The organism is Synechococcus sp. CCY9202 (assembly GCF_034931685.1).
In the GTDB taxonomy this organism is placed as follows: domain Bacteria; phylum Cyanobacteriota; class Cyanobacteriia; order PCC-6307; family Cyanobiaceae; genus CBW1002.
On record NZ_JAYGID010000084.1, the window covers coordinates 1 to 20,730 of the forward strand.

36 protein-coding genes are annotated in these 20,730 nt (G+C 65.6%); 28 read left to right on the plus strand and 8 right to left on the minus strand.

Annotated elements, in window-relative coordinates; translation table 11 throughout:
- Nucleotides 1-462 precede the first annotated feature (462 nt).
- The 6 genes from VB777_RS11090 (at nucleotide 463) to VB777_RS11110 (ending at nucleotide 3,230) form a co-directional block, all read left to right on the plus strand.
- Nucleotides 463-753 (plus strand): hypothetical protein, encoded by a 291-nt coding sequence (locus VB777_RS11090; protein WP_323248947.1) that lies wholly within the window; start codon nucleotides 463-465, stop codon nucleotides 751-753.
- 78 nt (nucleotides 754-831) lie between these two features.
- Complete coding sequence (locus tag VB777_RS11095; protein WP_323248949.1) at nucleotides 832-1,044, plus strand: sugar transferase; 213 nt, start codon at nucleotides 832-834, stop codon at nucleotides 1,042-1,044.
- The gene (locus VB777_RS17445; protein ID WP_416238347.1) at nucleotides 1,028-1,117 is read left to right on the plus strand and encodes a hypothetical protein; all 90 of its coding nucleotides are present in this window, start codon (nucleotides 1,028-1,030) and stop codon (nucleotides 1,115-1,117) included. Before VB777_RS11095 ends, VB777_RS17445 begins: the two co-directional genes overlap by 17 nt.
- Before the next feature lie 356 nt (nucleotides 1,118-1,473).
- Nucleotides 1,474-1,767 (plus strand): hypothetical protein, encoded by a 294-nt coding sequence (locus VB777_RS11100; RefSeq protein ID WP_323248951.1) that lies wholly within the window; start codon nucleotides 1,474-1,476, stop codon nucleotides 1,765-1,767.
- 661 nt (nucleotides 1,768-2,428) lie between these two features.
- Nucleotides 2,429-2,644, plus strand: a complete 216-nt coding sequence (locus VB777_RS11105) for a hypothetical protein (protein WP_323248953.1) — start codon at nucleotides 2,429-2,431, stop codon at nucleotides 2,642-2,644.
- 253 nt (nucleotides 2,645-2,897) lie between these two features.
- Nucleotides 2,898-3,230 (plus strand): hypothetical protein, encoded by a 333-nt coding sequence (locus tag VB777_RS11110; RefSeq protein ID WP_323248955.1) that lies wholly within the window; start codon nucleotides 2,898-2,900, stop codon nucleotides 3,228-3,230.
- 415 nt (nucleotides 3,231-3,645) lie between these two features.
- Here the strand turns inward: VB777_RS11110 and VB777_RS11115 are convergent, their stop codons facing one another.
- From VB777_RS11115 to VB777_RS11125, 3 genes are read right to left on the minus strand one after another with little or no spacing between them, the layout of a single operon-like run.
- Nucleotides 3,646-3,882, minus strand: a complete 237-nt coding sequence (locus VB777_RS11115; protein ID WP_323248957.1) for a hypothetical protein — start codon at nucleotides 3,880-3,882, stop codon at nucleotides 3,646-3,648.
- Nucleotides 3,872-5,125: a type II toxin-antitoxin system HipA family toxin gene (locus VB777_RS11120; RefSeq protein ID WP_323248959.1), complete on the minus strand. Its 1,254-nt coding sequence runs from the start codon at nucleotides 5,123-5,125 to the stop codon at nucleotides 3,872-3,874. Before VB777_RS11120 ends, VB777_RS11115 begins: the two co-directional genes overlap by 11 nt.
- The gene (locus tag VB777_RS11125) at nucleotides 5,122-5,379 is read right to left on the minus strand and encodes a helix-turn-helix transcriptional regulator (protein WP_323249065.1); all 258 of its coding nucleotides are present in this window, start codon (nucleotides 5,377-5,379) and stop codon (nucleotides 5,122-5,124) included. The genes VB777_RS11120 and VB777_RS11125 overlap by 4 nt, the downstream gene beginning before the upstream one ends.
- A gap of 187 nt (nucleotides 5,380-5,566) precedes the next feature.
- Between VB777_RS11125 and VB777_RS11130 the strand changes: the two genes are divergently transcribed.
- From VB777_RS11130 to VB777_RS11205, 16 genes are all read left to right on the plus strand, one after another.
- A complete protein-coding gene (locus tag VB777_RS11130; protein WP_323248961.1) occupies nucleotides 5,567-5,713 on the plus strand; it encodes a hypothetical protein in 147 nt (48 codons plus the stop codon).
- An 11-nt stretch (nucleotides 5,714-5,724) separates the two neighbouring features.
- The gene (locus VB777_RS11135; RefSeq protein WP_323248963.1) at nucleotides 5,725-6,249 is read left to right on the plus strand and encodes a hypothetical protein; all 525 of its coding nucleotides are present in this window, start codon (nucleotides 5,725-5,727) and stop codon (nucleotides 6,247-6,249) included.
- 10 nt (nucleotides 6,250-6,259) lie between these two features.
- Nucleotides 6,260-6,961 (plus strand): YdcF family protein, encoded by a 702-nt coding sequence (locus VB777_RS11140; protein WP_323248965.1) that lies wholly within the window; start codon nucleotides 6,260-6,262, stop codon nucleotides 6,959-6,961.
- 243 nt (nucleotides 6,962-7,204) lie between these two features.
- Nucleotides 7,205-7,483, plus strand: a complete 279-nt coding sequence (locus tag VB777_RS11145) for a hypothetical protein (RefSeq protein ID WP_323248966.1) — start codon at nucleotides 7,205-7,207, stop codon at nucleotides 7,481-7,483.
- Between the two features lie 504 nt (nucleotides 7,484-7,987).
- Nucleotides 7,988-8,311 carry a hypothetical protein gene (locus VB777_RS11150; protein WP_323248968.1) on the plus strand — a complete coding sequence of 108 codons (324 nt, stop codon included), beginning with the start codon at nucleotides 7,988-7,990 and terminating at the stop codon, nucleotides 8,309-8,311.
- 310 nt (nucleotides 8,312-8,621) lie between these two features.
- Entirely contained in the window at nucleotides 8,622-8,864 is a 243-nt protein-coding gene (locus tag VB777_RS11155; RefSeq protein WP_323248971.1) for a hypothetical protein, read from the plus strand.
- A gap of 521 nt (nucleotides 8,865-9,385) precedes the next feature.
- Nucleotides 9,386-9,601 carry a hypothetical protein gene (locus VB777_RS11160; RefSeq protein ID WP_323248973.1) on the plus strand — a complete coding sequence of 72 codons (216 nt, stop codon included), beginning with the start codon at nucleotides 9,386-9,388 and terminating at the stop codon, nucleotides 9,599-9,601.
- Between the two features lie 130 nt (nucleotides 9,602-9,731).
- Nucleotides 9,732-9,887 carry a sugar transferase gene (locus VB777_RS11165; RefSeq protein ID WP_323248975.1) on the plus strand — a complete coding sequence of 52 codons (156 nt, stop codon included), beginning with the start codon at nucleotides 9,732-9,734 and terminating at the stop codon, nucleotides 9,885-9,887.
- A 168-nt stretch (nucleotides 9,888-10,055) separates the two neighbouring features.
- Nucleotides 10,056-10,256: a CopG family transcriptional regulator gene (locus VB777_RS11170; RefSeq protein WP_323248977.1), complete on the plus strand. Its 201-nt coding sequence runs from the start codon at nucleotides 10,056-10,058 to the stop codon at nucleotides 10,254-10,256.
- The gene (locus VB777_RS11175) at nucleotides 10,256-10,543 is read left to right on the plus strand and encodes a hypothetical protein (RefSeq protein WP_323248979.1); all 288 of its coding nucleotides are present in this window, start codon (nucleotides 10,256-10,258) and stop codon (nucleotides 10,541-10,543) included. The genes VB777_RS11170 and VB777_RS11175 overlap by 1 nt, the downstream gene beginning before the upstream one ends.
- A gap of 406 nt (nucleotides 10,544-10,949) precedes the next feature.
- Nucleotides 10,950-11,294, plus strand: a complete 345-nt coding sequence (locus VB777_RS11180) for a hypothetical protein (RefSeq protein ID WP_323248981.1) — start codon at nucleotides 10,950-10,952, stop codon at nucleotides 11,292-11,294.
- A 123-nt stretch (nucleotides 11,295-11,417) separates the two neighbouring features.
- Nucleotides 11,418-11,651 carry an AbrB/MazE/SpoVT family DNA-binding domain-containing protein gene (locus tag VB777_RS11185; RefSeq protein ID WP_323248983.1) on the plus strand — a complete coding sequence of 78 codons (234 nt, stop codon included), beginning with the start codon at nucleotides 11,418-11,420 and terminating at the stop codon, nucleotides 11,649-11,651.
- Nucleotides 11,651-12,040, plus strand: a complete 390-nt coding sequence (locus VB777_RS11190) for a PIN domain-containing protein (protein ID WP_323248985.1) — start codon at nucleotides 11,651-11,653, stop codon at nucleotides 12,038-12,040. The genes VB777_RS11185 and VB777_RS11190 overlap by 1 nt, the downstream gene beginning before the upstream one ends.
- 89 nt (nucleotides 12,041-12,129) lie before the next feature.
- Nucleotides 12,130-12,282 carry a hypothetical protein gene (locus VB777_RS11195; protein WP_323248987.1) on the plus strand — a complete coding sequence of 51 codons (153 nt, stop codon included), beginning with the start codon at nucleotides 12,130-12,132 and terminating at the stop codon, nucleotides 12,280-12,282.
- Between the two features lie 493 nt (nucleotides 12,283-12,775).
- A complete protein-coding gene (locus VB777_RS11200) occupies nucleotides 12,776-13,003 on the plus strand; it encodes a hypothetical protein (RefSeq protein ID WP_323248989.1) in 228 nt (75 codons plus the stop codon).
- 78 nt (nucleotides 13,004-13,081) lie between these two features.
- Nucleotides 13,082-13,303 carry a sugar transferase gene (locus VB777_RS11205; RefSeq protein WP_323248991.1) on the plus strand — a complete coding sequence of 74 codons (222 nt, stop codon included), beginning with the start codon at nucleotides 13,082-13,084 and terminating at the stop codon, nucleotides 13,301-13,303.
- 72 nt (nucleotides 13,304-13,375) lie between these two features.
- Here VB777_RS11205 and VB777_RS11210 read toward each other — a convergent pair whose 3' ends face one another.
- The 3 genes from VB777_RS11210 to VB777_RS11215 are packed head-to-tail and all read right to left on the minus strand — an operon-like array spanning nucleotide 13,376 to nucleotide 14,775.
- A complete protein-coding gene (locus tag VB777_RS11210) occupies nucleotides 13,376-14,281 on the minus strand; it encodes a type II toxin-antitoxin system HipA family toxin (protein WP_323248993.1) in 906 nt (301 codons plus the stop codon).
- The gene (locus tag VB777_RS17450; protein WP_416238348.1) at nucleotides 14,241-14,480 is read right to left on the minus strand and encodes a HipA N-terminal domain-containing protein; all 240 of its coding nucleotides are present in this window, start codon (nucleotides 14,478-14,480) and stop codon (nucleotides 14,241-14,243) included. The genes VB777_RS11210 and VB777_RS17450 overlap by 41 nt, the downstream gene beginning before the upstream one ends.
- Nucleotides 14,470-14,775: a helix-turn-helix transcriptional regulator gene (locus VB777_RS11215; RefSeq protein ID WP_323248995.1), complete on the minus strand. Its 306-nt coding sequence runs from the start codon at nucleotides 14,773-14,775 to the stop codon at nucleotides 14,470-14,472. The genes VB777_RS17450 and VB777_RS11215 overlap by 11 nt, the downstream gene beginning before the upstream one ends.
- Before the next feature lie 329 nt (nucleotides 14,776-15,104).
- Between VB777_RS11215 and VB777_RS11220 the strand changes: the two genes are divergently transcribed.
- Genes VB777_RS11220 through VB777_RS11235 form a run of 4 tightly spaced genes read left to right on the plus strand, consistent with a single transcriptional unit; the run spans nucleotide 15,105 to nucleotide 18,698 of the window.
- Nucleotides 15,105-15,605 (plus strand): YdcF family protein, encoded by a 501-nt coding sequence (locus VB777_RS11220; RefSeq protein WP_323248997.1) that lies wholly within the window; start codon nucleotides 15,105-15,107, stop codon nucleotides 15,603-15,605.
- Nucleotides 15,606-15,610: 5 nt separating this feature from the next.
- Complete coding sequence (locus VB777_RS11225) at nucleotides 15,611-17,029, plus strand: undecaprenyl-phosphate glucose phosphotransferase (RefSeq protein ID WP_323248999.1); 1,419 nt, start codon at nucleotides 15,611-15,613, stop codon at nucleotides 17,027-17,029.
- An 8-nt stretch (nucleotides 17,030-17,037) separates the two neighbouring features.
- Nucleotides 17,038-18,306, plus strand: coding sequence for a glycosyltransferase WbuB (locus tag VB777_RS11230; protein WP_323249002.1), 1,269 nt, complete (start codon nucleotides 17,038-17,040; stop codon nucleotides 18,304-18,306).
- A 14-nt stretch (nucleotides 18,307-18,320) separates the two neighbouring features.
- The gene (locus VB777_RS11235; protein WP_323249004.1) at nucleotides 18,321-18,698 is read left to right on the plus strand and encodes a hypothetical protein; all 378 of its coding nucleotides are present in this window, start codon (nucleotides 18,321-18,323) and stop codon (nucleotides 18,696-18,698) included.
- A gap of 444 nt (nucleotides 18,699-19,142) precedes the next feature.
- Here the strand turns inward: VB777_RS11235 and VB777_RS11240 are convergent, their stop codons facing one another.
- Nucleotides 19,143-19,307 (minus strand): hypothetical protein, encoded by a 165-nt coding sequence (locus VB777_RS11240; protein WP_323249006.1) that lies wholly within the window; start codon nucleotides 19,305-19,307, stop codon nucleotides 19,143-19,145.
- A gap of 96 nt (nucleotides 19,308-19,403) precedes the next feature.
- Between VB777_RS11240 and VB777_RS11245 the strand changes: the two genes are divergently transcribed.
- Both VB777_RS11245 and VB777_RS11250 read left to right on the plus strand, forming a co-directional pair.
- On the plus strand, nucleotides 19,404-19,811 hold the full coding sequence (locus VB777_RS11245) for a HEPN domain-containing protein (protein ID WP_323249008.1): 408 nt from the start codon (nucleotides 19,404-19,406) through the stop codon (nucleotides 19,809-19,811).
- 4 nt (nucleotides 19,812-19,815) lie between these two features.
- Nucleotides 19,816-20,118: a nucleotidyltransferase domain-containing protein gene (locus tag VB777_RS11250; RefSeq protein ID WP_323249010.1), complete on the plus strand. Its 303-nt coding sequence runs from the start codon at nucleotides 19,816-19,818 to the stop codon at nucleotides 20,116-20,118.
- 5 nt (nucleotides 20,119-20,123) lie between these two features.
- On the opposite strand, the gene VB777_RS11255 is transcribed toward VB777_RS11250, so the two are convergent.
- Nucleotides 20,124-20,645 carry a hypothetical protein gene (locus tag VB777_RS11255; protein ID WP_323249012.1) on the minus strand — a complete coding sequence of 174 codons (522 nt, stop codon included), beginning with the start codon at nucleotides 20,643-20,645 and terminating at the stop codon, nucleotides 20,124-20,126.
- Nucleotides 20,646-20,730 lie beyond the last annotated feature (85 nt).

Here is a 20,730-nt window from a genome sequence, read left to right on the forward strand (position 1 = left end):
CCGGGATCCGCTCCTCGATCGAGACGTAGGAGAACAAGGAGCCGCTGCGCTCCTGCTGACCTCGCATCAAACCTGGGGCAGTTGGCCCATTCTCGCAGAGGTGGCGGGGTTTTTCAGCAAACTCTTAGAACCTGTGCCATGCCCGTACTTCAGCTGGGGCGTACGCATGTACTATTCTGGTTAATTGACCCCCTGTCTGGCTTTGGTGTCGATCGAGCCATCACCTGAATCTGCGCCAGACTTGGCGGACCCTCCAAGCCCGTCCCGCCGGCCCTGCTGCCTCGATCTTCAGGGTTGGATCCAGGCCATGGCTGGCCACGTGATTGGCTGGCCTCGTGATTGCCCTGATCGCCCTGCTCTCCTCCTATGACCACATCGCCCTCCCCGCCGGCGCCAAGCTCCAGCTCCCGCAGCAATGGGGCGTCTGGTTCATCCTTGCCTCGATGGCGCTTGTGGTTATCGATGCTCAACTGGCGACGGGATCCCGGCGTCGAGCAGCGCGAGATTCAGTACGAGCAGCGCGAGATTCAGTACGAGCAGCGCGAGATTCAGCACGAGCTGCGGATGAAGCAGCTCGAGAGCGAGATCGAGCAGAGCAAAGAGAGAACGAAGCAGATCGAGAGCGAAACCGAGCAGCTGAGGCAAGAGAACGCGCGGCTCGCAGCGATCGAGTCCAGGCTCGCGCGCTTCGAGCAGGAGCACTTGTCTGGCTCGAACCCTCTGTCCTCCACCGGCGATTCCTCGCCCTCATAGCCGCCGAGCTGGCCGCCCTGGCGGAAGAGCCGTCCTGATCGCTACGACGTTTTCAGCCGCACGGCGTCGCCGATGCTGGTGCAGGCCACCCGCGATGACCCCCGTGTGACCCGCGTGGGTGCCTTCCTGCGCCGTTGGAGCCTGGATGAATTGCCCCAGCTGTTCAATGTGTTGCGCGGTGAGATGAGCCTGGTGGGTCCTCGCCCCCATGCGGTGGATCACAACGAGCAATACCGCCACCCTCTCGGCCATGGCGGATCGCGTCGATGCCGATATGCGCTACCAGCGTGAGTGGAGCCTCAAGCTCGATCTCAAGATCCTGCTCAAGACGTTCCTGCGCTTGCGTTCTCCGAATGCGTATTGATGGGGTCCCGTACTTGCGCCGCACCGTAGGGATAGCTCCCGTGCGCGTGGCACCAGCCCACCAGCTCGGCGGCGGCAGGGAATCAGCCGACCATCGTCCTGGGCTGAAGCCCTCTCCTGCTCCTCCCGGTTAGAACCCGTGCCATGCCCGTACTTCAGTTGGGGCGTACGCATGTACTATTCTGGGTGATTGCCCCCCCTGTCTGGCTTTGGTGTCGATCGAGCCATCACCTGAATCTGCGCCAGACTTGGCGGACCCTCCAAGCGAGCCCCGCCGGCGCTGCTGCCTCGATCTTCAGGGTTGGATCCAGGCCATTGCTGGCCTGGTGATCGCCCTGATCGCCCTGCTCTCCTCCTATGACCACATCTCCTTCCCCGCAGGCGCCGCCCTCCAGCTCCCGCAGCAATGGGGCGTCTGGTTCATCGTTGCCTCAGTGGCGCTTGTGGTTGTCGATGCTCAACTGGCGACGGGATCCCGGCTACGAACAGCGCAAGATGCAGCACGAGCAGCGAATGAAGCAGCTGAGGAACGAGACCGAGCAGCTGCGGCAAGAGAACAGGCGACTCGCCGAGCTCGAATCCAGGATGGATGCCTTGTTGCGCAATGCCGATTCCTGCTCGCCGACACCCCCCGCAACCGGCTCCAACTGAGTGAAGCCCTGGCGGTGTTGCTCGATGAACTCAGGCCGCCAGCCCCCTGAGGGCAGCGGCGCTGCGCACGATGGAGCAGGCCCGTTTTCGCTCGCCACCGCTAGTACCTCTTCAGCTGCATCCCCTCTCCGCCGAGCCCCAGCTCACCGCCTCCTGATAGCCGCAGCCAGCGGTCCTGCACCGCAGGCCACCGCGCCGGTGGTGCTGGGTGATGCCTTGCAGCGAGTGTCCTTCTTGGCGCCGATTCGCACACCATATGTGGTGTGCCCGAGCCCCTTCTGAAGGACACGGCGCAGAGGCCCAACGCCTCCCCGCACACCCGTGCCCCAGATGGGCCACGGCCCTGGCGTACACATGTATTTTTGTGTGATTGACGCTCTTGCTTGGTTTTGGTTCGGATCGAGCCATCACCTGAATCTGCTCCAGACTTGGCGGACCCTCCGAGCCCGCCCCGCCGGCGCTGCTGCCTCGATCTCCAGGGTTGGATCCAGGCCATGGCTGGCCTCGTGATTGGCTGGCCTTGTGATCGCCCTGATCGCCCTGCTCTCTTCCTATGACCACATCGCCCTCCACGCCGGCGCCAAGCTCCAGCTCCCGCAGCAATGGGGCGTCTGGTTCATCGCTGCCTCAGTGGCGCTTGTGGTTGTCGTAGCCGAAGGCTGTGAAGCAGTTGCTCAACTGGCGACGGGATCCCGGCGTCGAACAGCGCAAGATGCAGCACGAGCAGCGGATGAAACAGCTCGAGAGCGAAACCGAGCAGCTGAGGAGCGAGAACGCGCGGCTCGCAGCGATCGAGTCCAGGCTCGCGCGCTTCGAGCAGGAGCACTTGTCTGGCTCGAACCCTCTGTCCTCCACCGGCGATTCCTCGCCCTCATAGCCGCCGAGCTGGCCGCCCTGGCGGAGGAGCCGTCCTGATCGCCCGGGGTGTACGCATGTACTACGATTGATTGTTGACACCCCCGGGCTTTGGTGCCGATCGAGCCATCACTTGAATCTGCGCCAGACTTGGCAGATTCTCCGAGCCCGCCCCGCCGGTGCTGCTGCCTTGATCTCCAGGGTTGGATCCAGGCCATGGCTGGCCTCGTGATTGGCTGGCCTTGTGATCGCCCTGATCGCCCTGCTCTCTTCCTATGACCACATCTCCCTCCCCGCCGGCGCCCTCCAGCTCCCGCAGCAATGGGGCGTCTGGTTCATCGCTGCCTCAGTGGCGCTTGTGGCTGTCGATGCTCAACTGGCGACGGGATCCCGGCTACGAGCAGCGCAAGATGCAGCACGAGCTGCGGATGAAGCAGCTGAGGAACGAGACCGAGCAGCTGAGGAACGAGACCGAGCAGCTGAGGAACGAGACCGAGCAGCTGCGGCAAGAGAACAGGCGACTCGCCGAGCTCGAATCCAGGATGGATGCCTTGTTGCGCAATGCCGATTCCTGCTCGCCGACACCTCCCGCAACCGGCTCCAACTGAGTGAAGCCCTTGCGCTAGTGCTCGCTGAACTGAGGCCGCCATCACCCTGAGCGCAGCAGATGGGAGCCTGCACCCTTCCCTTCGAAAGGCTGAAGAGCGGCTGAATCAGGGCACCGTTGTCCTGCCGCGGGTGTCCGGCCTGGGGCGGTTTTGCACACCAGATGCGGTGTGCCTGCGCGGCATGTCATGAACACTGCCGTCGTGGTGCTGAGCCCCGGCATCCCGGCCAGGCTTGGCGGCAACACCGGTTCCGCCGCGCCGTCGCTGCTGCCTGGATCTCCAGGGCGCTCTCCAGATCCTCGCCGGCCTCGTGATCGCCCTGATCGCGCTGCTCTCCTCCTATGACCACATCACCCTCCCCGCCGGCGCCAGCCTCCAGCTCCCCCAGCAATGGGGCGTCTGGTTCATCGTTGCCTCAGTGGCGCTTGTGATTGTCGTAGCCGAAGGCTGCGTAGCAGTTGCTCAACTGGCGACGGGATCCCGGCGTCGAGCAGCGGATGATGCAGCACGAGCAGCGGAACGAGAACGCGCGGCTCGCAGCGATCGAGTCCAGGCTCGCGCGCTTCGAGCAGGAGCACTTGTCTGGCTCGAACCCTCTGTCCTCCACCGGCGATTCCTTGCCCTCCTGATCGACCAGTCGATCAACCCGCATCGAATCGACGCAAGGTGAGTGCGCACCGCTGCTCGATCAAGTTCACAATGCTTTCGATCAGTGTCTGATCCCGGTAATCGGGTTCGGCCTGCAGGCGCCGTGCCATGGAGGGAAGCTGCCCCGCCATGCGCACCAACCGTTTTCTGGTCTGGGCCTGGGATAGCCCTGCTGCTTCGGCAAAGCGATCCCAATGACGCACCTGCACCTCACTGAAGCGATACTTGCTGCCCAGCTTCATCGCCATCTTTGTGCTCAGCGTGGGATACACCGCTGTGCACAGCAGATCGTAGAGCGGCGCGAGTATGGGCGTCTTCTCGCAGTAGAGGAGCGAGAAGTTTTTGGCATGGGCATCATGATTGCCGATCAGAGCGTTGAACATCACCGCATCCAACAAACGGATCACCTGCGGAGCGCTGGGCCTGGTGACTCGGCGCAGCAGCCCAAAGCAGGCCTGTAGATCCGGGCCCCCTTCGTTCTGATATTTCAGCTCGGGCGGCACGCCCAGCGCCTGGCAGAAATCCTCCTGATGCAGCCGTTGCCATGGCTCACCGTTTCCGCGGCGGCGGTCGTAGCGATGCACCAGCAACACCTGCCGCTCCCCCGCCGTCAGGATTTCGGCAGCCGCCACCTGCAGATCCATGGCTTGCCCCAGGGCCATGCAGAACGCCTCGTTGATCACGCTCCCCTCCACCGCCGCGATCGCCGGTTTGAGGATGTGCGTGCTGGGGGCGGCGCCCCTTGGCAGGCCGATGCGGCCTCCCTCAAACACCACCGGCAGCTTGTCCTGCGCACCGGCCAGGGACAGCCGCAGGCCATCACGCTGGGCCAGCATCGGCCGCTGGGGAAGTTCCTCAAGCAGAGTGATCAGCTGATCCTGCTCCAGCCATTCCACCGCGGCAGGCGCCTCGGCTCGATCACCAACCGCCAGGCTCACCGCACCGGCACAGTCACCCCCGATCACGGCCAGCAGAGCGAAGTCATTGTTTCTGGAGATCTGACACTGCCGGGCAAGGCGCTGCCGCAGTTGCCCCTCAGGCAGCAATCCAGCGAAAAAGGGTCGGCACTCCTGATCGCTGAACGGCTCGGCCTGCAGCGGCAGGCTCTGGGAGAGGGGCATCGACCCGGGCAGCTCCAGCCACTGCGCGCTGTACTGGAAAATCAGCTGCCCCTCGTTGAGCCACAACGTTCCTGTTCGTTGGTTGAGAAGCCACACCTCCAGCGCCTTGGTGTTCTCCTCGGTCATGGTGTTGTCTTTGGCGTCAGGTCGTGGAGCTGCAGGCAGCCGCCCAGGGCATCAATCACGCGCAGCACCCGCTCCAGGCGCACGGTTGGTTTGCCGGCCTCCAGCTCCACCACGAAGCGCAACCCCACCCCAGCGGCCAACGCCAGTTCCGCCTGGGTGAGCCCCAGCGCCTTGCGGGCCATACGCAAGGCGGCTCCCAGCTCCTGCCCGGTTTTGATCGGCAGCCCAGTTTTGATCGGCAGCCCAGTTTTGATCGGCAGCCCAGTTTTGATCGGCAGCCCAGCCGGATTCAATCCGCACTCTTCCCGAATGGGATCACCTGGCCGGCCTGGCGCCATCGCTTGCTGAAATTTCCCGAGCGGGAATGTTTTGCCATGCTAGCGCCTGAAAGTGCTTGGCTGATCCCGATCGGGATTTCTCCCTTCCTGAGGTGGTGATGTGATGCCACGGTTCCGACTCCGCAGCCTCCTGGTCGGCGCCGTGGGCCTGGCCGCTGTGCTCCTCGCCGGCGAATGGTTTGCCCGCCATCGCCTCGGCCTCGGCACACCGCCGCTCTACGTGGCCGCTTCGGCAACCGGATCGAGGTGAATGCCCAGTCGATGCGCGCCGCGCCGCTGTCGCCCACGCGGCCCGCGGCGACCCGCCGCGTGCTGGTGTTCGGCGACAGCGTGGTGTGGGGCGGCGCCGTGCTCGATCAGAGCCTGATCGCCACCGAGCGGCTCCGCCAGTTGGGCGTCAGTGAGGTGGGCAACGTGGCCACCCCCAGCTGGGGGCCTGGCAACTGGCTCGGCTGGGCCCGCCGCTTCGGTTTCCTGCAGGCCACCGATGTGGTGCTGGTGATCAGCTCCCACGACGCTGCCGACAACCCCAGCCCCGATCCCTTCACCGGCAACCCCAACCATCCCCTTCAGCCACCCGTCTCCGCCCTGGTGGAAGGCCTTGAGCGCTATGCCCTGCCGCGTCTTGGCATCCGCCTCCCCCTTGCCGTCAGCTCTGCACCTGCAAGCTCCGAACCCGCCGCCCCCAGTGGTGAGCCCACCAGTCCTGCCGATCCCCGCGTGCAGCGCGGCCTGGCCGACCTGGCAAGGGCTATCGAGCAGGCATTGCAGCTTCCCGAGAGCTGATGCCCTCCTGATGCAATGGCAAACCTGCCCCCCGGCGCCACTGGTCTGGTTCAGCCTGCGCGAGCTGCTGCTCGGCCTGGTCCACACCCCCGCCCTGCTGTTGCCCCTGGCGGCTGCCCTGGGCCTGGCCCTCGCCTGGTGGTGGCAGCTCTCCCGGGCCGGCACCGCAGCGCTGGCCCTGCTGCTCCCCCTGGTCCTCAGCGCCATCTACAGCCCCTCAGCCACTGCTCTGCTCAGTGGCTGGCTGCACAGCCAGCTGCCCGCCGCGCCGACCTCCGCGCCCGCTGCGGTGGTGGTGCTGCTCGGCCGCGGCGACCCCATCACCGCCGCCACCACCAGCAGCGCCGCCGTCCAGCTCCGCCGCGACCCCTCCCTGTCGGCCTATGTGTCGGGCGACGCCCTCTCCACCGCCGAGCGTCTCGTGCAGCTCGGTGTCGCCCCCAGCCGCATCGCCGGCGACTCCTGCGCCCGCACCACCTGGGAGAACGCCACCCGCACCGCCGCCTGGCTGCGCCAGCACCACCCCGGTGCTCCCGTGCTGCTGATCACCGACCCCTGGCAGCTGCCCCGCGCCAGCCGCGCCTTCGCCCGCCAGGGCCTGCAGGTGCAGCCCCTTGCAGCCGAGCCCCAGCTCAGCGCTCCCGAGCGCAACCGCCTGGCGTTGCGCGAAGCGGCGGCCACGCTGCTCTATCGGTTGCAGGGAAGGATGTGAGGGGCAGATGTGAGGCTCAACGCCTCCTGATGTAGCCGTGCACCAGACGGGCCGCCGGGGCGTACTCATGTACTATAATTGATAGTTGACGCCCCCGGGCTCTGTTGCCGATCGAGCCATCACCTGAATTTGCGCCAGACTTGGCGAACCCTCCGAGCCCGCCCCGCTGCTGCCTCGATCTCCAGGGTTGGATCCAGGCAGTTGCTGGGCTTGTGATTGCCCTGATCGCCCTGCTCTCTTCCTATGACCACATCTCCCTCCCCGCCGGTGCCCTCCAGCTCCCGCAGCAATGGGGCGTCTGGTTCATCGCTGCCTCAGTGGCGCTTGTGGCTGTCGATGCTCAACTGGCGACGGGATCCCGGCTACGAGCAGCGAATGAAGCAGCTGAGGAACGAAACCGAGCAGCTGAAGAAAGAGAACGCGCGGCTCGCAGCGATCGAGTCCAGGCTCGCGCGCTTCGAGCGGGAGCACTTGCCTGGCTCGAACCCTCTGTCCTCCACCGGCGATTCCTCGCCCTCATAGCCGCCGAGCTGGCCGCCCTGGCTGAGGAGCCGTCCTGATCGCTACGACGTTTTCAGCCTCATCCTCCCCCGCTTCCTGTCCCGTCTCCTCCGGCGGCCACACCCAGCCGTCGCGACCCCTCCCTGCTGCTCTATCGGTTGCAGGGAAGGATGTGAGGCTCAGCGCCTGCTGATAGCCGCAGCCAGCGGTCCTGAACGGCAGGCCAGCGCGCTGGTAGTGCTGCACCGCAGGCCACCGCGCCGGTGGTGCTGGGTGATGCCTTGCAGAGAGTGTCCTTTTTGGAGCCATTTGGCACACCATATGTGGTGTGGCCGAGCCCCTTTGCAGGACACAGCGCAGAGGCGCACCACCTTCCCCGGGGTACTGGTGTACTAGTCTTGAGTCTGTCGGCGGCGATGGGTTGTGGCGGAGATCGATCCCGCTCCTGGATCTGCGCCAGACTTGGCGCCAATACACCCCCGCGGCCTTGATCGCCAGGGCTCGATCCAGGCCATCGGCGGAATTGTGATCGCCCTGATCGCCCTTCTCTCCTCCTATGACCACATCTCCCTCCCCGCCGGCCCCCTCCCGCTCCCGCAGCAGTGGTGCGTCTGGTTCATCGCTGCCTCGATGGCGCTCGTTCTTGTCGACGCTCAACTGGCGACGCAATCCCGACATCGAGAACGAGATCGCGCAGCTGAGGAGCGAGAACGCGCGGCTCGCCGAGCTCGACGCCAGGATCGCTGCGCTCTGGCCCAATTCGAATTCCAGCTCCACCCCAACACCACCACCCGACAACGACTCGCCGACCTGATCTCCCTGCTGCGCGAATACGGCGAATTCGCTTGAACGGCCCCAGCAGACCCCTGAAGGCCACCGGGCCGCGCCAGCTTTTCTCTCGCCGGCCTCGCCCAGCGTGGCCCTGGCGCCGCCACGGCTTCCTCTCGTTCTGCAGCTAACGCCTGCAAGGGTCGATCGGGTGTGGGCCGATATCACACCTCAGGCACGCAACGGCTCGATCGATCCTCTCCTTCCGCCGTGCTCCGCCTGGATGGCCATTCCTCACACTTGATCGACTGGCGCACCTGCCCCCCGCCACCGCTCTGCTCAGTGGCTGGCTGCCGCCCAGCTCCGCCGCGACCCCTCTCTGCCTGCCTATGTGTCGGGCGACGCCCGCTCCACCGCTGAGCGTCTCGTGCAGCTCGGTGTCGCCCCCAGCCGCATCGCCGGCGACTCCTGCGCCCGCACCACCTGGGAGAACGCCACCCGCGCCTTCGCCCGCCAGGGCCTCCAGGTGCACCCCCTCGCCGCCGAGACCCCACTCACCGCCCCCGAACGCAACCGCCTGGCCCTGCGCGAAGCGGCGGCCACGCTGCTCTATCGGTTGCAGGGAAGGATGTGAGGGTCAGCGCCTCCTGATAGCCGCAGCCAGCGGTTCTGAACGGCAGGCCAGCGCGCTGGTGGTGCTGGGTGATGCCTTGCAGAGAGTGTCCTTTTTGGCGCCGATTCGCACACCATATGTGGTGTGGCCGAGCCCCTTTTGAAGGACACGGCGCAGAGGCCCAATTCCTCCCCCCACACCCGTGACCCAGTTGGGCCATGACCAGGGCGTGCACATGTACTAGTCTTGGCGATTGACTCCCCCGGGCTCTGGTGCGGATCGAGCCATCACCTGAATCTGCTCCAGACTTGGCGGACCCTCCGAGCCCGCCCCGCCGGCGCCGCTGCCTCGATCTCCAGGGTTGGATCCAGGCCATGGCTGGCCTCGTGATTGGCTGGCCTTGTGATCGCCCTGATCGCCCTGCTCTCTTCACTATGACCACATCGCCCTCCCCGCCGGCGCCAAGCTCCAGCTCCCGCAGCAATGGGGCGTCTGGTTCATCGCTGCCTCAGTGGCGCTTGTGGTTGTCGTAGCCGAAGGCTGTGAAGCAGTTGCTCAACTGGCGACGGGATCCCGGCGTCGAACAGCGCAAGATGCAGCACGAGCAGCGGATGAAACAGCTCGAGAGCGAGATCGAGCAGCTGAGGCAAGAGAACGCGTGGCTCGCAGCGATCGAGTTCAGGCTCGCGCGCTTCGAGCAGGAGCACTTGTCTGGCTCGAACCCTCTGTCCTCCACCGGCGATTCCTCGCCCTCATAGCCGCCGAGCTGGCTGCCCTGGCGGAGGAGCCGTCCTGATCGCTACGACGTTTTCAGCCGCACGGCGTCGCCGATGCTGGTGCAGGCCACCCGCGATGACCCCCGTGTGACCCGCGTGGGTCCTCGCCCCCATGCGGTGGATCACAACGAGCAATACCGCCACCCTCTCGGCCATGGCGGATCGTGTGGATGCCGATCTGCGCTACCAGCGCGAGTGGAGCCTCAAGCTCGATCTCAAGATCCTGCTCAAGACGTTCCTGCGGCTGCGTTCTCCGAATGCGTATTGATGGGGGCCCGTTCTTGCGTTGCACCGTAGGGCAGGGAATCAGCCGGCCATCGTCCTGGGCTGAAGCCCTCTCCTGCTCCTCCCCCGTGCTGCTCACTGCAAAGCAGCCATCCACCCAAGCCCCTCCCGGTTAGAACCCGTACAATACCCGTACTTCAGTGGTCTGACCATGGCCCGTCTTGAGCTGCGCATCAATCAGGATCTGGCTTCTGATCTGGAAGCCTTTGCCCAGTCGAGCGCAACCAGCAAGAGTGAGATCATCCGGCGGGCTCTCACGCTCTATGCATTGGCGCGTGATGAGCAGCAGCGTGGCCGCCACCTTGCCTTCGTGAAGGATGGCCAGGTGGAACGGGAAGTTGTTGCGCTCTGATGGAGCCTCAAGACCGGCAATCGATCGACCTCACCAGGCTTCAGGTTCCTGATGGTCATCGCTACAAGGTTTCGATCGAAAAAGACGAGTCACCGCAGGAGCTGCGTCTCAGGTTGATTCGCGAGTTGGTTGTGCTGGCAGTTGCCACTCTCTTTGTGATTGCTATTGGTGCAATCTGCCTGGTTGTCGTTCTTGGCAAGTCCTCGTCTCCGGATGATCGGAAATGGGCTTTTGGCATCCTCTCCGGCATCGCTGGTGGATGTGTGGGACATCTTCTGCGTCGCTGAATCTGGTGCCCGGTGCGCCAGCACCACCCCGGTGCCCCTGTACTGCTGATCACCGACCCCTGCTAGAGCTGTCGAGCTGCCCCGCGCCAGCCGCACCTTCGTCCGCCAGGGCCTGCAGGTGCAACCCCTCGCCGCCGAGCCCCGTTCAGCGCCCCCGATCGCAACCGTCTGGCCCTGCGCGAAACGGCCGCCACGCTGCTGTATCGGTTGCAGTGGCGTACGCATGTACTATTCTGAGTGATTGACCCCTGTCTGGCTTTGGTGCCGATCGAGCCATCACTTGAATCTGCGCCAGACTTGGCAGATTCTCCGAGCCCGCCCCGCCGGTGCTGCTGCCTTGATCTCCAGGGTTGGATCCAGGCCATTGCTGGCCTTGTGATCGCCCTGATCGCCCTGCTCTCTTCCTATGACCACATCGCCCTCCCCGCCGGCGCCAAGTTCCAGCTCCCGCAGCAATGGGGCGTCTGGTTCATCGTTGCCTCAGTGGCGCTTGTGGTTGTCGATGCTCAACTGGCGACGGGATCCCGGCGTCGAGCAGCGGATGATGCAGTACGAGCAGCGCAAGATTCAGCACGAGCAGCGGATGAAGCAGCTGAGGAGCGAATCCGAGCAGATGAGGAACGAGACCGAGCAGCTGCGGAAAGAGAACGCGCGGCTCGCAGCGATCGAGTCCAGGCTCGCGCGCTTCGAGCAGGAGCACTTGTCTGGCTCGAACCCTCTGTCCTCCACCGGCGATTCCTCGCCCTCATAGCTGCCGAGCTGGCCGCCCTGGCGGAGGAGCCGTCCTGATCGCCCTGCTCTCCTCCGCAACGCCCTGGGCGGCAATGAATGATTTGTTTTATTGTTTGGTAATTCACGCCTTGGGGTTTCGGCCATGCGCAGCACCATCACCGCCCGCGGCCAAACCGTGATTCCCGCGCCGATCCGCGAGCGCTTTTCCCTCAGTCCGTCCCAGCGCCTGGAGTGGATTGTTGAGACCGACGGTTCCATTCGGGTGGTGCCTGTTGATCCCTCGCCGGTCAAGGCCTTTCGCGGCAGTGGCCATCTCGGAGGATCCACCCAGCGCCTGCTTGCCGATCGCACCGCCGATCGCAGCGCTGGCCGCTGATGAGCGTGCTGCTCTTGCTGGATACCTCGGCGCTGCTCACCCTCCGTGACGATGAACCCGGGGCCGAGCGGGTGGAACAGGCCCTTGCGCAGCCCCAGCACTGCTATGCCTGTTTTCTCAGCCGCATGGAAGTGCTCTACCGCGTCTGGAAAGACGAAAACGAGCGCACCGGCCGCCTGGCCTATGAACAACTCAAGGCCCTTCCCTTGCAGTGGGTGGAAGCCTCTGAGCCCCTGTTGGAGGCTGCTGCCGCCATCAAGGCCCGCCATCCCCTCTCGGTGGCCGATGCCTGGATCGCTGCTGCTGCCCAGCAAGTGGGTGCCACCCTGCTCCACAAAGATCCCGAGTTCCAGGGCGTCGCCGACCTGGCTCAGGAGTGGCTCGGTTGATTCAGCAGCCCTGAATCCATGGCACCAGCAAATCCATGGCACCAGCACGTGTGTGAACGTGAAGGGCCGATGCACCGGGAAGGGCGCGAATGATTCTCCACCCCGCCTCCCCCGTGCTGCTGATCACCGACCCCCACCGCACCCGCCTGGCCCTGCGCGAAGCGGCGGCCACGCTGCTCTATCGGTTGCAGGGGCGGAGGGGAGGGTCAGCGCCTCCTGATAGCCGCAGCCAGCGGTTCTGAACGGCAGGCCAGCGCGCTGGTGGTGCTGGGTATGCCTTGCAGCGAGTGTCCTTACTGGCGCCGATTCGCACACCATATGTGGTGTGGCCGAGCTCATTTTGAAGGACATAGCGCAGAGGCCCCACTCCTCACCGCACACCCATGCCCCAGATGGGGCCACGGCTCGCGCATGCACATGTACTATTCTGGCTGATTGACGCCCCTGTCTGGCTTTGGTGCGGATCGAGCCATCACCTGAATCTGAGCCAGACTTGGCAGACCCTCCAAGCCCGTCCCGCCGGCCCTGCTGCCTCGATCTCCAGGGTTGCATCCAGGCCATGGCTTGCCTCGTGATTGGCTGGCCTGGTGATCGCCCTGATCGCCCTGCTCTCCTCCTATGACCACATCGCCCTCCCCGCCGGCGCCAAGCTCCAGCTCCCGCAGCAATGGGGCGTCTGGTTCATCGTTGCCTCGATGGCGCTTGTGGTTGTCGTAGCCGAAGGCTGCGGAGCAGTTGCTCAACTGGCGACGGGATCCCGGCGTCGAGCAGCGCAAGATTCAGTACGAGCAGCGCGAGATTCAGCACGAGCTGCGGATGAAGCAGCTGAGGAGCGAAACCGAGCAGCTGAGGAGCGAGAACGCGCGGCTCGCAGCGATCGAGTCCAGGCTCGCGCGCTTCGAGCAGGAGCACTTGTCTGGCTCGAACCCTCTGTCCTCCTCCGGCGATTCCTCGCCCTCATAGCCGCCGAGCTGGCCGCCCTGGCGGAGGAGCCGTCCTGATCGCTACGACGTTGTCAGCCGCACGGCGTCGCCGATGCTGGTGCAGGCCACCCGCGATGACCCCCGTGTGACCCGCGTGGGTGCCTTCCTGCGTCGTTGGAGCCTGGATGAATTGCCCAAGCTGTTCAATGTGTTGCGCGGTGAGATGAGCCTGGTGGGTCCTCGCCCCCATGCGGTGGATCACAACGAGCAATACCGCCACCTCATCCCTGGCTACATGCAGCGCCATGGCTTCAAGCCCGGCATCACCGGCCTCGCCTAAGTGGAGGGCTGGCGCGGGGCGATGGTCGTCATGAGCCGTCCTGGCCTCCAGCGGCGATTTCTCGTTGCAGCGTCAGCTCGCTGTGCTGAGCACCTTCAGCGTGAGTGCACAGCGCTGGTCAATCAAGGTGACAATCCGATCGATCAGTGGATGATCCCCGGTGGCAGTCTCCCTTTGAAGGCCGTGGGCGGCCGCTGGCAACTGCTCCGCCATTCCCACCACCCTTTTCCTGGTTTGGGCCCACGACAAACCTGCTTCCTGTGCAAACCGCTCCCAGTGGCGCATCTGCACCTCACTGAAGCGAGTCTTGCTGCCCAGTTTCATCGCCATCTTCGGGGTGAGCGTGGGGTAGATCGCTGTGCAAAGCAGGTCGTAGAGCGGCGCGAGTGTTGGCGCCCTACCGACGTAGAGAAGTGAGAAGTTCTTGGCGTGGGCGTCGTGGTTGCCGATCAGGGCGTTGAACACCACGGCCTCCAGCAAACGGATCACCTGCGGAGCACTGGGCCTGGTAGCTCTGCGCAGCAGCCCAAAGCAGTCCTTCAGATCAGGGCCCCCTTCGTTCTGGACTTTCAACTCAGGCGGTACTCCCAGCGCCTGGCAGAAATCTTCCTGATGCAGCCGCAGCCATCGCTCTCCATCGCCACGCCGGCGGTCGTAGCGACTCACCAACAACACCTGTCGCTCCCCCGCCACCAGGATTTCGGTATCCGCCACCTGCAGGCCCATGGCTTGCCCCAGCCCCATGCAGAACGCCTCGTTGATCACGCTGCCCTCCACGGCCGCTATCGCCGGTTTGAGGATGTGGGTGCTGGCGGCGTTGCCTCTGGGTAGACCGATGCGGCGCCCATCCCACACCACCGGCAACTTGTCCTGCGCGCCGGCCAGTGAGAGCCGCAGGCCATCGCGCTGGGCCAGCATCGGCCGCTGGGGCAAGTCATCAAGCAGGGTGATCAGTTGATCCTGCTCCAGCCATTCCACGGCGGCAGGCTCCGCGCCGGAGTTCCCCCTCAGGCAGCAATCCGGAGAAAAAAGGTCGGCACGCCTGATCGGCAAACGGCTCCGCCTGCAGGGGCAAGCTCACCGAGAGAGCAATCGCCCCTGGCTGCTCCAGCCACAGCGTGCCTGCGTGCTGGTTGAGCAGCCATACCTCCAGCGCTGCTTTGATCTCATTGGCCACGGCTTGCTTCGCCCTGGTCGATCGGCGTGGTGAGATCGCCCAGCTGCAGGCTTCCGCCCAAGGCGTCGATCACCCGTAACACCAGCCCCAGGCGCACCGTTGGTTTTCCCGCCTCCAGCTCCACCACGAAACGCAACCCAACCCCAGCCGCCAGAGCCAGGTCGGCTTGGGTGAGCCCCAGCGCCTTGCGCGCCACCCGCAAGCTGCCCCCGAGATCCCGCGCGGATCGGATCGACGTCCAGTTCTGGCAACCCTCCTGATCCCGCTCAGGAACAAATGGCCGGAGAGACGCCATGCGAGTCAGGACGTTACCGATCGGGAACGTTGTTGAAGGCTCGCCCGTTTGGCTCCTGTTTACCCCGATGGGGAACAGTGTGGCTTGCTCGCGTTGCCCTTGGCGCCAATGCGGGTTCGCTCATGGGGCCTGAGCAGCAGCGCGATCGCACGGGCTCCACTGGGATGGCGCCCTGATGCAATGGCAAACCTGCCATCCCGCCCCCCTCGCCTGGATTGAGCTGCGCGAGTTCCTGCTCTGGCTGCTCCACACCCCAGCCCTGCTCCTGCTCCTCGTGGGCCTCATCGCTGCGGCCCTGGCCTGGCGCCTGCAGCTGTCGCGCCGGGCGCTTGGTTGGCTCGCCCTGCTGGCGCCGCCTGGCTGCACACCCAGCTGCCGGCGCCGTCGGCGCCCAGCTCCTCACCGCCGGTGCTGGTGCTTGTCGGGCGTGGTCAAGCGATCGCCGCCGCCACCACCCAGGCCGCTGCAGCGCGCCTGCGCCAGGGGCCGCCCTGGCCGTCTACGTGTCGGGCGACAGCCGCAGCACCGCCGAACGCCTCCTGCTGCTGGGTGTGGCCCCCGCCCTTGTGGTCGGCGACTCCTGCGCCCGCACCACCTGGGAGAACGCCACCCGCACCGCCGCCTGGCTTCGCCAGCACCACCCCGGCGCCCCCGTGCTGCTGATCACCGACCCCTGGCAGCTGCCTCGGGCCACCCGCGCCTTCGCCCGCCAGGGCCTGCAGGTGCACCCCCTCGCCGCTGAGCCAGCGCTCACCCCCCAGGAGCACAATCGCCTGGCTCTGCGAGAAGCCGCGGCCACACTTCTCTATCGCCTCCAGGGCCGCATCTGAGTTCTATGCCCCCCCTCGGCCCCTTCGCTGGGCTTCTTCGCATCCATGCGAAGGACGTCACCTTCCTGCAGCGCCTCCTCGACCCGCTCGGCGTGGCGGTGCTCTTCTGGCTGCTGCTCGGACCCTCCCGCGCCTTCCATCTCCCGGGCGCCCTGTTGCCCCCCATTGTTTGGGTGCTGCTGGTGAGCGCTGTTGTGCTGCCCAGCGCCTCCCTCTACAGCAGCTTCCGCCAGCGCAGCCTCATCTCTCTGGCACGGCGGGTTTCATCCGGCTGGGCTTCGGTGCTGGCCCTGCTTCTGCTGCTCAGCTTTCTCGCCAAGCTCTCGGCCTCCTTCTCCCGCTTCGACACAACCCTCTGGGCCCTCCTCTCCTGGCTCCTGCTCCTGGCCAACCATGTGGGCCTGCGTTCCCTGCTGCGTTGGCATCGCAGCCATGGCGGCAACCAGCGCACCATCGCCTACTGGGGCATGCCCCCTGCTGCCCAAGCCCTCCAGCAGCAGCTGCTTGCCTCCCCCTGGATGGGGCTTCGCCTCGAGGCCTGGTTCTCGCCGGTGCAACCACGGCCGGATGAAACGCCATCCCTGCTGCCCCCCTGCGGCGGCGGCCTGGCCGAAATGCGCCATTGGCTGGAGCAGAACCAGGTGGATCGCATCTTCTTCAGCCACATCACCCGCGATGGCATCGGCTTCGAGCAGGTGCTCGCCCTCTTTGGCGACACCTGCGTTCCGGTGATCTATGTGCCCGCCTGGGCCAGCCCCTCGATGCAGTTCCGCACCGATCAGATCGGCACGCTCCACTGCGTTGATCTCTGGGGCGGGGAGCAGGCCGTGTACGAGCGCCAGCTCAAGCGGTGTTTTGATCTGCTGCTAACCTCCCTTGGCCTTCTGCTCCTCACCCCCCTGCTGCTGCCGATCGCCCTGGCGGTGGCCCTCTCCAGCCCCGGCCCCATCCTCTTCGTGCAGGATCGCTACGGCCTCGATGGCAAGCGCTTTCGCATCCTCAAGTTCCGCACCATGCGCGTGCTGGAAGCCGGAGACACGCCCGGCCTGCGACAGGCCACCCGCAACGATCCCCGTGTTACGCCCGTGGGTGCCTTCCTGCGCCGCTGGAGCCTCGATGAACTCCCCCAGCTGTTCAATGTGCTCCTGGGCGACATGAGCCTCGTGGGCCCCCGCCCCCACGCCGTGGATCACAACGAGCAATACCGGCGCCTCATCCCCGGCTACATGCAGCGCCATGGCTTCAAGCCCGGCATCACCGGCCTGGCCCAGGTGGAGGGCTGGCGCGGCGAAACAGCCTCCCTCGAAGCCATGGCCCAGCGGGTGGATGCCGATCTCCGCTACCAGCGCGAGTGGAGCCTCAAGCTCGACATCAAGATCCTCCTCAAGACGCTCCTGCGCCTCCGCTCCCCGAACGCCTACTGAATTCCCCTGTGAAGATCCTGCTCTATGGCCTCAACTACGCCCCGGAGCCCGTGGGGATCGGCAAATACAGCGGCGAACTCGCCACCTGGCTCGCCCAGCGCGGCCACCAGGTGCGGGTGATCACCGCCCCTCCCTACTTCCCCCGCTGGCGGGTGGGCCCCCAGAACGACGCCCCCACCCGCCCCTACCGCAACCGCTACATCCGCGAAGAGCTCCAGGGCGTGCAGGTGCAGCGCTGCCCCCTCTGGGTGCCGCGCCGCCCCACTGGCCTCACCCGCCTGCTCCACCTCGCCAGCTTTGCCCTCAGCAGTGCCCCGCCCCTGCTCGCCGAGTGGCGCTGGCAGCCCGATGTGGTGATCAGCGTGGCGCCCGCCTTCTTCTGCGCTCCTGGCGCCCTGCTCCTCTCCGGCCTCTGCGGCTCCCGCACCTGCAGCTGGCTGCACGTGCAGGATTTCGAGCTCGATGCTGCCTTCGAGCTTGGCCTGCTGCGGGGCGGCTGGTTGCGGCGCCTGGCGGAAGCCTTCGAGCGGCGCACCCTCCAGGCCTTCCGCCGCACCAGCAGCATCAGCCAGGCGATGGTGGAGCGTCTCCACGCCAAGGGGGTGGAGCCCTCCCGCACCCTGCTGCTGCCGAACTGGGTGGATCTCGAGCAGATCCAGCCCCAGGGGCCCTCCGAGCGGGCCCAGAACCCCTACCGGCGCTTCTTCGGCCTCAACGAGGAGCACACCGTGCTGCTCTACTCCGGCTCGATGAACCAGAAGCAGGGCCTCGAAGTTCTGGTTGAGGTGATCCGCTCCCTCGCCGATCGGCCCGATCTGGTGTGGCTGCTCGCCGGCGAGGGGCCCTCCAAGGCATCCCTGCAGGAGGCCACCCACGGCATGGCGAACGTGCATCTGTTGCCGCTGCAGCCCCACGAGCGCATGAACGACTGGCTCAATGCCGCCGATATCCACCTCCTCCCCCAGAAGGCCGGTGCCGCCGATCTGGTGCTTCCCTCCAAGCTGCTGGGCATGCTCGCCAGTGGCCGGCCCGTGATCGCCTCCTCCCCGATCGGCACCGAACTCGCCGCCCTCTCCGCCGAGGCGGGCCTCTGCGTGGCGCCCGAGGATCCCGAGAGCTTTGGCCACGTGGTGGTGCAGCTCGCCGAGCAGCGCGCCCTCCGCGAAGCCAAGGGCCGCAAGGCCCGCCAGCTGGCCGAGCTCTGGTTCTGCCGCGATGCCGTGCTGCAGGAACTCGAAGCTTCCCTGCAGCAGGTGGTGAACGCCGCCGCTGCCTGAAGCTCCCCCAGCGGATGTTCCTGCTCACCAAGATCCTGCCGCTGCTCGTTCTGCCCCTCGGCCTGGCGCTGCTGCTGCTGCTCTGGGGTGTGCTCCGCGGCAGCCGCTGGCCCGCGGCGGCGGCCCTCCCCCTGCTGGCGTTCTTTTCCACGCCCCTCACGGGGGAAGCGCTCTGGCGCTGGCTGGAGTGGCCCCACCAGCACCTCAATCCAGGTGATGACGCTGATAGCCGTCTGAGGTTGTTGCTCGAGCCAATGGAGGGCGGGCGGCTGGCCGCGCAGCACGTCGATCAGGATGTTGGTGTCCAGCAGCAACATCAGTGCCCCGCCCACTCCTGGCGCAGCACGTCCTGCATCGCGAGAGCATCCTCCGCACGGGAAATCCCCCGCTGACGGCAGCAGGCATCCAGCTGGTCGCGTTCCTGCTCAGGAAGATCCACGATGGTGCGCATGCTGATAACGCCATCTGATAACGAAAATATAAGGCTATCCATGGCCACGGTGACCTTCCGCTCCGACTCCTGCTGAAGGTTGAGTTGCAGGGCCAGGTGCTTTGGTATGCAGAGCATCAGGGCACCTGAATCAGCCAGGGCTTGAGCGGCAATCGGTTGCAACTCAGGCTGCCTGGGGTTGCTCAGTTCGATGGTGGCATGCACGTATCCCATCGATGGGTCACTGGACTTGGGCGCTGGATCAACGCTAGAGGCCGGCCGCGAGCCTTACCACATCTGGTGTCTCCAACCCCGAAAGTTGTCAGCGTGTTGGAGGGGCTTCCCGCTGAGTCGCGAGGTCCCCCAGCCCGAACAACGACCGCAGCTGCTTTTTCGCCACCGCCTCTCAGCACAAAGCCTGCGTTTTCTGCAGCGGCACCCACCTCAGTCTGCTGGTCATCTCCTGTTGGGTCTTGCTGCGCCGGCCAAGCTGCTGGAAGTATTCCGGTGACCAGATGGCCAACGGCTGCCGGCCAGTCGCGTCCAGATCGAACCAGTCGCGGCCCTTCACCCGCTGCTACCACCGCCCCTGGCCACCTCTCCTCCAACCCCACCGATCCACCCTCGGAGGGCTGGAGATCTCCTGGCTGCGGGCCATCATGAGGCGATGAACCGTTCCCGCGACTGGTTGCATCAAGCCCAGGCCGACCTCGAACAAGCCCAGCTCAGTGGTGGGGCGGGTCACCACGAATGGGCCTGCTTTGCCTGTCACCAGGCGGTGGAGAAAGCGCTCAAGGCCCTGCATCTGAGCCTGGGCCAGCAGGCCTGGGGTCATGGTCTGGGACGCTGTTATCGCGATCTTCCCCCCGAGGCCGCAGCGCCCCTGGCTGAGGTTGTTCCTGATCTGGAAGATCGGCTGCGCATTCTTGATGCTCTCTACATCCCCACGCGCTATCCCGATAGCCTGCCGGATGGAGCTCCCACAGATCATTTCGGCCGTCTTCAAAGCGAGGACGCTTTCTGCCATGCCCGTGCGCTCGTTGACGCAATCACTGCTGCGCTGGCCGAGCCATGAGCAGGTGCTCGCAGCCACTGAGGTCTGGGTCGCTGCCCAGCGTGCCCAGAATCCCTCGCTGCAACGGGTTGGCCTGTTTGGAAGTTATGGCCGCGGAACGGCCGGAGTGGGCAGCGACCTGGATCTGCTGCTGGTCGATGCCGCCGCCAGCGGCCCCCAGTATCAGCGCCTGCTCCATTGGCCCTTGGAGCAGTTGCCCTTGAGCTGTGATGCTCTGGTGCTCACCCCCGCAGAGCTGGAGCAGCTGCTGGCCAGCGGCAGCCGCATGGCCCAGGAGCTGCAGCGTGATCTGCGCTGGCTGGGCTGATCGGCTTATGGCCCATCCCAGTAGCGGCCTCCATCGGCCCGCCGCCTGCGGTGCCGCCGCGATTCCCGCTGGCTGAACTGGCTCACGCTGGGGTTGGCGACCACCGGATCCACATGGGCCACCTGCTCCCAGAGCTCCCGCGGTGCCCAGCGCACCGTGTGCTGCACCCGGTCGTGCTTGGTCACATGGCACCAGCGGCTGGTGCCACAGCAGGGGCAGAACAGCTCCTCCAGCCATTCGTTGCTCAGCACCAGCACCGGATAGGCCTGGAGTACCAGCTTCGCTTTCTTATCGCTCATGCCGCGCTGCTTCAGCTGTTCCGGCGTGAGTAGATGCAGGAAATACTTGCGGCCCACCCCCAACACCCGCTCCTCTGGATGGGCCGGGCAGAACAGCTCCCGCCGTTGGGATCGGGTGCGCCGGCGCTTCGGTTCAAGGTCTTGGTGATCGGAGCTTGGTTCTGCTGAGAGGCTGAGGGCAGAGGGCTGGCTGCTAGCAGCAGGCAGGTTGACGTTTGCTGAGGCCATACATGGCGATCGCTGCTTTGAATTTAGCCAGGGTTTTGCGTTTGACAGTGTTGCCTTGGCCACAGACGCCTGGCTGGTTTGGCCC